At 39.1% G+C, this 13,379-nt stretch carries 13 protein-coding genes; 7 read left to right on the top strand and 6 right to left on the bottom strand.

Annotated elements, in window-relative coordinates; translation table 11 throughout:
- Positions 1-17: 17 nt before the first annotated feature.
- From H8R91_RS04845 to queA, 5 genes are all read right to left on the bottom strand, one after another.
- Entirely contained in the window at positions 18-2,153 is a 2,136-nt protein-coding gene (locus H8R91_RS04845) for a YARHG domain-containing protein (RefSeq protein ID WP_186935106.1), read from the bottom strand.
- A gap of 327 nt (positions 2,154-2,480) precedes the next feature.
- Entirely contained in the window at positions 2,481-2,873 is a 393-nt protein-coding gene (locus H8R91_RS04840; protein WP_022235072.1) for a TIGR04086 family membrane protein, read from the bottom strand.
- Positions 2,874-2,972: 99 nt separating this feature from the next.
- Positions 2,973-3,389, bottom strand: coding sequence for a preprotein translocase subunit YajC (gene yajC, locus H8R91_RS04835; RefSeq protein WP_186935105.1), 417 nt, complete (start codon positions 3,387-3,389; stop codon positions 2,973-2,975).
- An 82-nt stretch (positions 3,390-3,471) separates the two neighbouring features.
- Positions 3,472-4,602: a tRNA guanosine(34) transglycosylase Tgt gene (gene tgt / locus H8R91_RS04830; RefSeq protein WP_186935104.1), complete on the bottom strand. Its 1,131-nt coding sequence runs from the start codon at positions 4,600-4,602 to the stop codon at positions 3,472-3,474.
- A 43-nt stretch (positions 4,603-4,645) separates the two neighbouring features.
- Positions 4,646-5,671: a tRNA preQ1(34) S-adenosylmethionine ribosyltransferase-isomerase QueA gene (queA, locus tag H8R91_RS04825; RefSeq protein ID WP_186935103.1), complete on the bottom strand. Its 1,026-nt coding sequence runs from the start codon at positions 5,669-5,671 to the stop codon at positions 4,646-4,648.
- 242 nt (positions 5,672-5,913) lie between these two features.
- On the opposite strand from queA, the gene asd reads away from it, so the two are divergent.
- The 6 genes from asd (at position 5,914) to H8R91_RS04795 (ending at position 11,782) form a co-directional block, all read left to right on the top strand.
- Entirely contained in the window at positions 5,914-7,005 is a 1,092-nt protein-coding gene (gene asd, locus H8R91_RS04820; RefSeq protein ID WP_366477163.1) for an aspartate-semialdehyde dehydrogenase, read from the top strand.
- Positions 7,006-7,066: 61 nt separating this feature from the next.
- Positions 7,067-7,969, top strand: coding sequence for a 4-hydroxy-tetrahydrodipicolinate synthase (dapA, locus tag H8R91_RS04815; protein ID WP_022235077.1), 903 nt, complete (start codon positions 7,067-7,069; stop codon positions 7,967-7,969).
- Positions 7,970-7,993: 24 nt separating this feature from the next.
- Entirely contained in the window at positions 7,994-8,761 is a 768-nt protein-coding gene (dapB, locus tag H8R91_RS04810) for a 4-hydroxy-tetrahydrodipicolinate reductase (protein ID WP_186935102.1), read from the top strand.
- A 715-nt stretch (positions 8,762-9,476) separates the two neighbouring features.
- A complete protein-coding gene (locus H8R91_RS04805; RefSeq protein WP_186935101.1) occupies positions 9,477-10,316 on the top strand; it encodes a transporter substrate-binding domain-containing protein in 840 nt (279 codons plus the stop codon).
- A 2-nt stretch (positions 10,317-10,318) separates the two neighbouring features.
- The gene (locus tag H8R91_RS04800; protein ID WP_022235080.1) at positions 10,319-10,969 is read left to right on the top strand and encodes an amino acid ABC transporter permease; all 651 of its coding nucleotides are present in this window, start codon (positions 10,319-10,321) and stop codon (positions 10,967-10,969) included.
- A 12-nt stretch (positions 10,970-10,981) separates the two neighbouring features.
- A complete protein-coding gene (locus H8R91_RS04795; RefSeq protein ID WP_279287568.1) occupies positions 10,982-11,782 on the top strand; it encodes an amino acid ABC transporter ATP-binding protein in 801 nt (266 codons plus the stop codon).
- A gap of 119 nt (positions 11,783-11,901) precedes the next feature.
- Here the strand turns inward: H8R91_RS04795 and H8R91_RS04790 are convergent, their stop codons facing one another.
- Positions 11,902-12,534 carry a 4'-phosphopantetheinyl transferase family protein gene (locus H8R91_RS04790; RefSeq protein ID WP_186935100.1) on the bottom strand — a complete coding sequence of 211 codons (633 nt, stop codon included), beginning with the start codon at positions 12,532-12,534 and terminating at the stop codon, positions 11,902-11,904.
- Positions 12,535-13,009: 475 nt separating this feature from the next.
- On the opposite strand from H8R91_RS04790, the gene H8R91_RS04785 reads away from it, so the two are divergent.
- Positions 13,010-13,276, top strand: coding sequence for a hypothetical protein (locus H8R91_RS04785; RefSeq protein ID WP_022235083.1), 267 nt, complete (start codon positions 13,010-13,012; stop codon positions 13,274-13,276).
- The last annotated feature ends 103 nt before the right edge of the window (positions 13,277-13,379 follow it).

Below are 13,379 nucleotides of genomic sequence, written 5' to 3'. Positions count from 1 at the left end.
TTTTGTGTCTGTGGTTATCAGCGAATACCCCTGCTCTTTTGCTCATTTATAATAAGCTGAATGTTAGCCTGCTCATATTCGTTAAATGTTACATTCTTAGAAAACTCCGAAGAAGTGTAGCGTGGTGTGTACCATGACTGTGAATTAAAGTAAGCGGAAAGCTCCGGGTCGGAGAATATCCAGCCTCTCTTAGCGTAAATTTCATTGAGTGCAAGCTCAAGATCGTTGTCGCTAAGGTCTTTTACTTCTGACTGACTGATATATGAAGAATCGCTGTTTGCAAAGATAAAATTGTTTTCGGTCGCAGAACTCTGACTTGATTCTTCTGGTGCTGTGGTTTCGGGTTCAACATACTCTTCGCCGAGTGAAATATCAAGTGTAATTACAGTGCCCGGTTTTGCCTTTGTGCCTGATTCGGGATTTTGAGAAATTACATATCCCTCGCTGTAAAGTGTGCTATAAAGGTGATTGCCCTCCGCAACTTTAAAGCCTTGCTCCTCAAGTTTATTTTTAGCGCTTTCGTAGTCATATCCGATAACTGAAATAATCTCTTTTTCCGCAACGGTTGCAGGTTGAGTAGTCGGTGCAACCGTCGTAGGAGGCACGGTAGTTGCCGCTGTTGTTATCTCGTCTGCCGTGGCAGGCTTTGTATTATTGATTTTTTCAGCAAAAATCTCATTGTAAACAATGTATCCGACAAAGCCGAGAACTGCAAGTATAATAATTACGCTGACCGTGATTATTGCAATTGTAGTGCCCTTTTTGCGTGGCTTTTCGTCCGTTTCTGCATTTTTTGCGTTTTTAGATTTATAATCAATCGGAATACTGCTTTTGATTTCATTCTTTTCGGGTTTCTGCTTTACAGGTTCCGATTTCTTTGTTTCGGTTTCCGAAACGGTATTTTTTACAGGTTCTGCCTTTTTGCTGTCTGTATCGTCAATGTCATCAAAGAACGAACCGTAATCCTTAGTAGATGCTTTTACTTGGGTATCGGGCTTTTTTGTTACCTCGTACTCGTCAAAAACATCGTTTGAAATAGGAACAACGGGAGCAACAGAATTTTCTTTTTCAGCAGTCTGCGGTTTAATTTTTGCGGTATCTTCCGAATTTGTTTCCGTAACCTTTGCTTCATCTTCCTTAACAACAGGTACATCGGGTTTATTTTCAACAGGTTCTTTTGTTTCTTCCGGCTGTGTGGATTTTTCTGTATTGTCTTCTGCTTTTTTGTCCTTTTCGGCTTTTTCTGCCTGTTCAAAAAGTGTCGGCACTGCGCCCGTTACTGCGGGAGTTTCTTTTTCTTCCTGTTTTTCCTGTGCTTTTTCGGGTTCTGCAGTAAGTTTTCCGCAAGACGCAAGCAAAGCGTTTTTCATATTAACGGCATTTTTCCATCTGTTTTCGTTTTTCGGCTGAATAGCTATAACGATAATACTTTTCAGCTTTTCGTTGCCGTTTTTAGGAGCGGTAATTGCCGTACCGTCGGTACGCATTTTAACAGCTTCCGATTTAGTTGTAAGACCGCCCTCGAAAGGTAAAGCCTTATTGTTTGCAAGGCAGTACATAATAAGACCTACGGAGTAAATATCTGTAGTAAGGTCAGGATTTCTGCCTTCTGCAACTTCGGGTGCTGAGAAGTCAAGGTCAGATGCTTTACATTCAAAATCGGAAAAGCCTCCGAGCTTGTACTTACCGTCTGCGGTTACAAAAATATTTTCCGGGCGGATATTGCCGTGAAAAATATTTTTTTCTTCGAGAAACATAAGAATTTCAGCCATCTGCAAGCCGAAATCGGTAATTTCGTCGTCAGTAAAGTTTTTACTGCGCATTACTTTTGAAAGAGGTTCAAGTTCCTCTGTAGCAATATACATATCTGCTTTTTCTTTTGACGGATTATCATAAAGATAAGCGCCAAAGCAGGTGAAATATTCTTTTTTATCAGCTATGGAATTGAGAAAATTAACTTCATCTTCAAAAAAATCGGCTTTCTCATTGCTGTAGTGATTACCGTATGCAAAAATATGGAACAGGTTAGCGAAAACCTCGCCGTTGCTGTCTTTTTTTACAATTCGATATTTATTTTGCCCTTTCTTTTCGGAAACAAGCGAAGTGATTTTCCAATCTTTTAATTCTTCCGGTAATTTAATACCTCTGGCCATTTTTACACATCCTATCTATTACACAAATGTATTGTTTTCATATACCTTCATTACGGCACACTTCCGTATTATGCTATTATATCATATTACAGGATTTTTTTCTATATTTTTTTCTGAATAGTTTATGAATATTTTGTAAACAAACTTGTAAATTTTTACAAAAAACAGAGCTTTGATTCAAAAACTCAAAGCTCTGTCATATTTTGTATAAAGAAAATGTATAAAGAAAAATAATTAGTTCTGTTCCAAATGCTTGGATAATATTAATAAATTATGGTTTATTGCACGAGTTAAGCAAAATAATTTAAAATCGTTAAAATTACATTTTTATTTTATAAATACCTTTTCTTTTTGATTAACTCCCAATACACCGCCCGCACAGCCGCAGATAAGCATTGCGCCGAGTTTAATCAGAGAAAGAGGGGTAAGTACGGCTTCGCTTTGCAAAAGCCCGATTACGGTAATAATTACAAATACCGCCGCTGCTGTGAGTAAACCGCATATTAATCCGGAAGATTTATTGACTTTTGCACAGATAAATCCGCCGCAGAATACCGACATAGCTGTGACTGCCACCATTATGTAGTCGGTAATATCGGCAGGCAGTAACCCCGAGGTTATTATCAGTACGGAGAACAGCGACATAAGTATAATTTCCGTAAGTGCGGATGTAAGTACACCTACAAAAACCGATTTTATGAGTTGTTTTTTATCAGACATAAAAATTCCCCCGAATAATATAAATATTAATATACTCATATATATTCGAGGGAAAGTTATTTAATTCAAAAACTAAGTGAATGAAACGAAAAGATTAGATTACTTGTCCTCTTCGTCCTTTTTCTTTTTACCGAAAAGACCTTTTTTCTCTGTCTTTTCTTCTTTATCAGAAGATTTCTCTTTTGCGGGAGCTTCCTTAACTGTATCAACAGTAGAGATGCACCACTTTTTAAATTTCATTTTAACTCTGTCGGAACCTGTTTCAATAATGATAGCGTCCTCATCATCTTTAATTGCAACAACTCTGCCCATAATGCCGCCGATTGTTGTAATTTCATCACCGATTTCAAGAGAGTTTCTCATCTGTGCTTCTTCTTTTTTCTTCTTTGAGCTTGGGCGCAAAATAAAGAAGTACATTGCAGCGAATACCAAAACCCAAATAAGAATCATACCGTATGTACCGAAAGCGTTGCCAGAAGCAGCGTCAGCAAGTACAACCTGATTTAAAAAATTCATAGCAGTCATTCCTTTCATACATTACATTGATTATAACAGCTTTATATTAATCTTGCAAGAAGTTTTTTAAAAAATATCGGTATTAAATTCTCACTCCGAGAATATTGCGATATTTATTGTAAAATTCTGTGAAAGTGCCGTTGTCAAGCTGTTCTCTGATAACTGCCGTAAGATTATTATAAAAGTACAGATTGTGAAGAACGGCAAGGCGCATACCGAGCATTTCACCGCTTTTGAGGAGGTGTCGTATATATGCTCTTGAAAAGTTTTGACAAACAGGGCAGTCGCAATGCTCGTCAATCGGGCGTTCGTCAACTTCGTATTTTGCGTTGTTAATGTTGCGCACACCCTCCCATGTAAACAACTGTCCGTGTCTTGCGTTACGGCTTGGCATTACACAGTCAAAAATGTCAATGCCTCTTGCGATTCCCTCAAGAATGTTTACGGGAGTACCTACGCCCATAAGGTATCTCGGTTTGTCTTTCGGTGCATAAGGCTCAACTGCTTCGATGATTTCATACATTTTTTCCGTAGGTTCTCCGACAGCAAGACCGCCGATTGAATAGCCCGGAAGGTCAAGGTCTGCAATTTCCTTCATATGATTAATACGCAAGTCATTGTAAATGCCGCCCTGATTTATGCCGAAGAGCATTTGCTCACGGTTGATTGTATCTTCAAGCGAGTTAAGACGGTTCATTTCTGCTATACATCTTTTAAGCCAGCGTGTTGTACGCTCAACGCTTTTCTTTGTATAGTCATACGGAGATGGGTTTTCTACACACTCGTCAAAAGCCATTGCTATTGTAGAGCCGAGGTTTGACTGAATACGCATACTTTCCTCAGGCCCCATAAAAATTTTTCTGCCGTCAATATGAGAGTTGAAATAAACGCCCTCTTCTTTAATATTTCTTAGCTTTGCAAGCGAGAAAACCTGAAATCCGCCGCTGTCGGTGAGGATAGGACCGTCCCAACGGGTGAATTTGTGAAGTCCGCCCATTTGTTTGACTTTTTCGTCACCCGGTCTTAGGTGCAGGTGATATGTGTTGCAAAGCTGAACCTGACATTTTATCTGCTTTAAATCAAGTGCGGAAACTGCGCCTTTGATTGCTCCGCAGGTGGCAACATTCATAAACGCAGGAGTTTGCACGGTGCCGTGAGGTGTAACAAATTCGCCTCGGCGAGCGTTTCCCTCTGTTTTAATAATTTTTAACATATTATAGAAATCTCCTTTTAATTCGCAATAATAATGTTTTTAATTAAGAAATGAACATTGCATCGCCGAATGAAAAAAATCTGTATTTTTCTTCAACGGCGGTTTTGTACGCATTCATCACATTATCATAGCCCGCAAAAGCGCTTACAAGCATAATAAGTGTGCTCTCCGGGAGGTGGAAGTTTGTGATAAGTCCGTCAAGCACTTTAAACTCATAACCCGGATAAATGAATATATCCGTAAATCCCTCGCACGGTTTAATTTCTCCGTAGAATGACGCAACACTTTCAAGAGTACGGCAGGAAGTTGTGCCGACTGCAATTACTCTGCCGCCGTTTTTCTTTGTTTCATTAATAAGTTTTGCGGTTTCTTGCGGAATTTCGTAATGTTCGCTGTGCATTTTATGCTTTGTTACATCATCTACCTTTACGGGACGGAATGTTCCCAGACCGACATGCAGTGTAACATAAGCAATATTTACGCCTTTATCCTTTATTCTTTGCATAAGCTCTTTTGTAAAGTGAAGTCCTGCTGTGGGAGCGGCGGCAGAACCTAATTCGTGACTGTAAACTGTCTGGTAACGCTCTTTGTCTTTAAGCTCCTCCGTAATATAAGGAGGAAGCGGCATCTGACCGATTTTGTCAAGTGTGCTGAAAAAGTTTTCGTCACATTCAAAGTCAACTATTCTGTTGCCGTCATCTTTTACTTCTGCAACGGTAGCTTTTAAAAGTCCGTCACCGAAAGTAAAAGAAGCGCCCTCTTTGGCTTTTTTACCGGGTTTGCAGAGCGCCTCCCAACGGTTGCCGGTAATCTGTCTTAACAGCAAAAATTCAACTCTTGCGCCTGTTTCGTCCTTTATGCCATAAATTCTTGCAGGCAAAACTCGTGAATCGTTTGCCACAAGCAAATCTCCGGGGTTTAAGCTGTCTATAATATCGTAAAAATGCTTGTGGTCAATTTCACCTGTGTTTCTGTCAAGCAGCATAAGTCTTGAACTGTCACGGGGTTCGACGGGGGTTTGAGCGATAAGTTCTTTCGGTAAATCGTAATAAAAATCACTTGTTTTCATTTTTAGTTCCTCTCAAGAAAAAACCTCGAAAATGAGGCTGAAAATTTATAAAAATTGTGTTTGTGATTGCAAAAATAATTGACATTATAAATATTAAATGATATATTATAATTTAATATGAGCAGTTTGTGCGTTTGTTCGACAAAGCTCGGCATTGCAAAACACACTGTCTTAATAATATAATATTTTATCAAATAAGGCAACTGCTTTTTATAAAAAATATTTCATTCGGAGGAATTGTTGTGAATCAGAAGAAATTTAAAGTTGGTATTATCGGTGCAACAGGTATGGTTGGTCAGCGTTTTGCTCTCCTTCTTGAGAATCACCCATGGTTTGAGGTAAAGGTTCTTGCGGCAAGTGCAAGAAGTGCCGGTAAAAAATACGGTGATGTAGTTGAGGGAAGATGGCATATGACAAAGGATCTTCCAGAGAAATATAAAGATATGGTAATTGTTGACGCAGAGAATGTTGAAGAGGTTGCTTCACAGGTTGACTTCTGTTTCTGCGCTGTAAATATGAAGAAAGACGAAATCAAAGCTCTTGAAGAGAGATATGCAAAGGCAGAGTGCCCAATCGTTTCTAATAACTCGGCACACAGATTTACTCCGGATGTTCCTATGGTTATTCCGGAGATTAATGCAGATCATATCAAAATTATTGACGAGCAGAGAAAAAGACTCGGCACAAAGAGAGGCTTTATTGCCGTTAAGTCTAACTGTTCACTTCAGAGCTATGTTCCTGCTATTCACCCACTCAAGGAGCTTGGTGTAAATAAGGTTCTCGCTTGCACATATCAGGCAATTTCAGGTGCAGGCAAAACATTTAAGACATGGCCTGAAATGATAGATAATGTTATTCCTTACATCGGCGGTGAGGAAGAGAAGTCAGAGCAGGAGCCGCTCAAGATTTGGGGCCATATTGAGAACGGCAAAATCGTTAAGACAGACGATATTGCCATCACAGCTCAGTGCATTCGTGTACCTGTTTCAGACGGTCACACAGCTGCTGTATTTATGTCATTTAAGGACGGCGTAAAGAAACCATCAGTAGATGAAATCATCAAGATTTGGGAATCATACAAGGGCAGAGCACAGGAGCTTGAGCTTCCGAGTGCACCAAAGCAGTTCTTACACTACTTTACAGAGCCTGATCGTCCACAGATTAAGAGCGAGAGAAACCTTGAGAACGGTATGGCTGTTTCTGTAGGCAGACTCAGAGAAGACACACAGTATGACTACAAGTTTGTATGTATGTCACACAACACATTAAGAGGCGCAGCAGGCGGCGCAGTATTGCTTGCAGAGCTCCTTTGCGCTGAAGGCTATATGGACTGATTTAAGCCGTCAGCTTTATAAAATTTAATTTTAAATTAAAAATCTTAAATGGAGGTAAATTATGGGAAATCACATTTTCACAGGTTCCGGTGTTGCTCTTGTAACACCTATGAATTCTGACGGCAGCGTAAATTATGATGTACTTGAGCAGTTGCTTGAATTCCATGTTGAAAACGGTACAGATGCCATTATCGCTTGCGGTACAACAGGCGAGGCAGCAACTCTTTCGGAGGAAGAACACTGCAAAGTGCTTTCTTTCGTGTCAGAGAAAATCAACGGAAGAATTCCTGTTATTGCAGGCACAGGCAGCAATGATACTTCAACTGCCGTTATGCTTTCTAAGTCTGCAGAGAAAACCGGCGCAGACGCACTCCTTTGTGTAACTCCATATTACAATAAAACTTCACAGGCAGGTCTTGTAAAGCACTTCAATGTAATTGCAGACGCAGTTGACCTTCCTATCATTCTTTATAATGTTCCGTCAAGAACAGGCTGTAACATTCAGCCAAAGACATATGAGGAGCTTTGCAAGCACCCTAATATTGTTGCTGCAAAAGAGGCAAGCGGCAATATTTCACAGGTTGCGCTCATTCGTTCACTTTGCGGAGATAATCTTGACATTTATTCGGGTAATGACGACCAGACAGTTCCGTTTATGTCACTCGGCGCTTTGGGTGTAATTTCAGTATTTGCAAACATTTGCCCTGCTGAAATGCACAAGATTTGTCAGCTTTGCCTTGAAAATGACTTTGCAGAGGCTCAAAAGCTCCACTTCCACTACCTTGAGCTTATGAACATTATGTTCAACGATGTAAATCCTATTCCGATTAAGACAGCTATGAACCTCTTTGGCTTTGACTGCGGTGAGTGCAGACTTCCGCTCGTTCCTATGAGCGCAGCAGGCTATCACGATCTTAAGGATTGCCTTGCTAAGTACGATCTTCTCGGCAAGCACGTAAAGTAATTCGTACAAAAGGGGAAGTTTAAAATGGTAAATATAGCTCTTGTAGGCTGTAACGGAAAAATGGGTAAGGCCGTTACTTCGGCTGTTCAGTCAAGAAATGACTGTGAAATTGTTTTCGGCGCAGATCCTTTCGGAACACCTGCATACGATTATCCTGTATTTGAGAGCCTTGCCGTATCAGACAAAAAGGCTGATGTTATTATAGATTTTTCAAATCCTGCATCTCTTGACGATATTCTCGCATATGCGCTTGAGAAAAAAATTCCTTGCGTACTTTGCACAACAGGTTATTCACCTGAGCAGGTTGAAAAAATAAAAAAAGCGTCGGAAAGCGTAGCTGTTTTCTATTCGGGAAATATGTCGCTCGGTATCAATCTTCTTATTGAGCTTTCAAAAGAGGCTGCAAAGATTCTCGGTGCGGCAGATTTCGATATTGAAATCGTAGAGAAACACCACAATCAGAAAATTGACGCTCCAAGCGGTACTGCACTTATGATTGCAGACGGCATTTCCGACACACTTGCAGAAGAACCGCAGTATGTTTATGACCGCCATTCTTACCGCAAAAAGCGTTCTAAGAATGAAATCGGTATTCACTCTGTAAGAGGCGGTACTATTGTTGGCGAACACGAGGTTATTTTTGCGGGTCACGATGAGGTGGTAACTATTTCACATCAGGCTCAATCAAAAGAGGTATTTGCAGTCGGCGCAGTAAATGCCGCTGTTTATCTTGCAGATCAGAACGCAGGTATGTACAATATGGGTAATCTCCTTGCCGCAAAGCTTGGCTGATTATTTTAACTTTAAAACGGCACTTTTTATCAGTGCCGTTTTCTTTTTGGCTTTTTATAGTTGGGAAAATTATGGTTTAGGGAGTGTCGGTCGGGCATTGAAATTTAGCTAACGCCAAATTATCCTCCAAAAAACAAATAAGTTTACTCAATTTTTTCAAAAATAGCGGGTTTGGGCAGAGCCCATAAAAATCTTCCGATATAACAATTTATCAGGCGCAAACAGCTCGCTGTTGCGTGCTAAAACTTAAGCTTGAAAAAACAGGCGACAGCCATTAAAAAAAGACCTATATTTTATTAGTGAAATAACTAATTTCTTTTCTTGTTGCTGTCGCATTTAAAGGCTAACGCCATTGTGTTCAAGCCCCAAACCGCAAGCTGTTTGGCTATCGTTAGATTGCGTAAACTGAAAGTATTTGTGGGCTTTGCCCACACCCACAACCTTTGAAAAGGTTGACCAAACTTTTATAATTGCTTGTCGAAACAATTTGCTAAACCATTATTTATTATTTTTACCCCAACATTTAGAATAAAACAGGTTTGTTTTTTAAGAAACTGTTATCCGATTGCAATTTTGCAAACTTGCAGATTGTAATAATGTTATAAAATTTACGATAACAGGGAAAAATCTGTCGAAAACACTTTACTTTGCTAATGTGATAATGCTATAATATAGTGTAGCTTTTCGCTAAGTTAAATTATGGAGGAAAACATTTATGAAAAAGATTTCAGCTTTATTACTTGCAGGTGTTATGGCGGCAACTGCTCTTGCAGGTTGCGGCGGTTCAAATTCAACAACCGCTAAAGGTTCTTCGGAAACTGAAAACGATTGGACTTATATTCAGAATAAAGGCGAATTTGTAATCGGTATTACATATTTTGAGCCGATGAACTATATGGACGAAAACGGCAATCTCACAGGTTTTGAAACAGAGTTTGCTACAAAGGTTTGCGAAAAGATGGGCGTTACACCTAAGTTCCAGAAGATTGACTGGGATTCAAAGGAAGTAGAGCTTAATGCAAAGACTATTGACTGCATCTGGAACGGTCTTACAATTACAGAAGAGCGTAAGGAAAATATGAGCATTTCAACTCCGTATATGGAGAATAAGCAGGTTATGGTTGCTAAGGCAGACATTGCGGATCAGCTTACATCGGCAGATGCACTTAAGGGTAAGACTGTCGTTGCAGAGAAGAAGTCAGCAGGTGAAGAGGTTGCCCAGAGTGATGAATTCTTTACAAGCGCCGATTATGTTTCAGTTGATTCACAGGCAAAGGCTTTGCTTGAGGTTAAGTCGGGCACAGCTGATGTTGCGGTTATCGACTATGTAATGTCAATCGGTACACTTGCAGAGGGTTCTGATTATTCAGACCTTAAGGTAGTTTCTGACAAGGCTTTCTCACCTGAACAGTACGGTATCGCACTCCGTAAGGACGGCAAAGAAACTCTTGCAAAACTCAATGACGCTATTCAGGCTTGCGCCGACGACGGTTCACTTGAGCAGATTGCAGAAAAATATAATCTTCAGGATTTACTCCTTGTAAAGGCAAAATAATTATGAACCAGTTTATAAATGTTACAAACAGCCTTTTAGAGGGTTTTGGACAAAACTGCCTTATCTTTATAGTGACAATTCTTGCGGCTATGCCGCTTGGACTTATTGTTTCTATGGGTTCAATGTCAAAATTTAAACCGATTAAGTGGATTACAAAAACTTTTGTGTGGATAATCAGAGGCACACCTCTTATGCTCCAGCTTTTTGTTGTGTTCTATGTTCCCCCGCTTATGACAAATGGCGGATTCAATTTTTCAAGAATAAATGCGGCGCTTATAGCATTTATTATTAACTATTCGGCATATTTTTCTGAAATATACCGTGGCGGTATTGAGTCTGTGCCAAAGGGACAGTATGAGGCAGGACAGGTGCTTGGTATGACTAAGCCGCAGATTTTCTTTAAGGTTGTGCTTATGCAGGTTGTAAAGAAAATCACAGCACCGATCGGCAACGAAATTATTACGCTTGTAAAGGATACATCACTTTCAAGCGTTATCGCTATTCCTGAAATTTTGATGATGGCAAAAGACTTCTCAATGCAGGGACTTATTTGGCCGTTGTTCTACTCGGCGGTATTTTACCTTGTGTTCTGCGGTGTTTTAACAATTCTTTTCTCGTTTATAGAGAAAAAGCTCGATTATTACAAAGGTTAAGGAGGGGCAGTTATGTCATTGTTAAGCGTTGAAAATATCCGTAAAAGCTACGGCAAAACTCCCGTCCTGAAAGACATCAGCTTTTCGCTTGAGAAAGGCGAGGTGCTTGCAATTATCGGTTCTTCCGGTTCGGGCAAAACCACACTTTTAAGATGCCTTAATTTTCTTGAAACTCCGCAGAACGGCAAAATCAGTGTAGGGGATAAGGTGCTTTTTGACAGCAATGATTCCGGCAAAAACAGTGAGTCGCAAATTCGCAAAAACAGACTGCATTTCGGACTGGTGTTTCAGTCTTTTAATCTTTTCCCGCAGTACAGCGTAATTGACAATATTATGCTTGCTCCACGCCTTGCGGCAAAAGAACAGATAAAGCAGACAGGCGAATATATGGGTGCGAAAAATCATAAAGACGCACAAAAAATTATCCGAGAAACCGCATTGAGCTTGCTCGAAAAAGTGGGACTTTCGGAGAAGAGCGAATCGTATCCCTGTAACCTAAGCGGCGGTCAGCAACAGCGAGTTGCCATTGCAAGAGCGCTTGCTCTTAATCCTGATGTTTTGTGCTTTGACGAGCCTACATCGGCACTTGACCCTGAACTTACAGGCGAGGTGCTCAATGTTATTAGAAGTCTTAAAACTTCTGACAGTACAATGATTGTTGTTACTCATGAGATTGAGTTTGCAAGAGATGTTGCAGATAAAATTATCTTTATGGCTGACGGTGTAATTGCCGAGCAAGGTACACCCGAACAAGTAATCAATAATCCGCAAAATCCGAGAACACAGGCATTTTTATCAAGATTCAATCATTAATCTACCTATTATAAAAACGCTCCGACTGTTTAATTGCAGTTGGAGCGTTTTGCTTTGCAAGTTATTGTTAGTACACGCTTTTACTTAAATGATTATAAAACATTTTGAACAGAACTACTTTATAAGTAATTAAATTCAATTTCAAGCGGAGGTTCTTCCATACTGCATATGGCAAATGAATGATTTTTAAATTCAAAGTGGGTGATATAGCAATTTTTCTCCTTGTTATTTTCAGAAACGGTAATGGTATCTTTATTTATATTAATTTCAAAACTGTTGAGAGGTGTTCGCAATCCCTCGCCACTCTGCTTTATATAACTTTCTTTAATCGTCCAAAGTTTGTAAAATGCATTGCTTGTATTTTCCGAATGAATAATATAATTGTATTCATTTTCGGTGAAAAATCTTTTTGCAACGTCAAGGCGAGGTTTTTTAATGATTTCAACATCACAGCCTATCTCCTTATCGGAACTGACTCCGAAAGCAAAGTTACCGGAGTGAGCCGCATTAAAGAAAATTTTATCAACATACGGTTTGCCGTTACTGCCGTAATAAATTGAATTTATGTCAATATTATTCTCATTGAGAATTTTATTTATAATTAAACCTGCTCCGAGCGAGCGTTTGCGATCGTCGGCAAGTTTATATCTTAGTATCTTTATTTGCCTTTCTTGAGGTAAAAGAGAAATTTTACCGTTATCATTCAAGGGGTCGCAAAGAACTGAAATATCAGCTAAATAGAGCTTTATCAATGTATTCACCTCATCTTTTAGTGTAATTATAGTATTATTTTTGTTTTTAGTCAATTGTAATAGACATATTATTCTGTTTATGAAAAATACAACTTTGTTAAAAAAGTCAAAATATTGTTCTAAGTATCCTTTTATAATAGTAAAGATGATTAAATAATGTAAAAAGCAAATGAAGAAAATGTAAACATATGTTCTAACTGTTATGATATATAGACAAAAATATCAACTTTAAATTAGTTGATATGTACATTTGAGCAGCATATTATACAAATAAATATTTTAAAAAATGTTGACTTTCACGAACTTTTGAGTATAATAATAATTGTCAAGTAAATAGTCCGCTTGACTATCGGCTGATTAAACAGTCACATTACTCGAGTAAAATTAATTAAGTCGAATTTAAGTCTAGATTTTGCCAAATGGTAAATGGCGCACGAAAAAATAAAAATTGATATTTTTAAAGGAGGAAATTTTTATGACACCAATCCTTAATTTACACGACATTGATGTAACCAAATTCCTCGCCGTGCTCGATACCTGCGAGGGCAATGTATATCTCGTTACAAGCGAAGGCGACAGATTAAACCTTAAGAGCAAACTTTGTCAGCTCGTTGGCTTAACAAAGCTTATTGAGGGCGGCAGAATTGCAGAGGCAAGCATCATCTGTGATAATAAGAATGATGAAAGCAAACTTTTCAGATTCAATTTCTTTGGTGATACAGCAGATGCCAAGGTTGGCTGATAACCCGAGTTACATTGATAACACCGTGTTTTCACGATAATTTCAAAACTTCATAAAAACTGAGGACAGCCGCAGCAATGCGGCTGTTTTTTGATATATAAGC

Origin of the sequence: Ruminococcus intestinalis, assembly GCF_014288065.1 — a bacterium.
GTDB classification, from domain to species: domain Bacteria; phylum Bacillota; class Clostridia; order Oscillospirales; family Acutalibacteraceae; genus Ruminococcoides; species Ruminococcoides intestinale_A.
The sequence above is the reverse complement of the archived record's forward strand: the minus strand, read 5'-3'. Positions and strand labels throughout refer to the sequence as shown.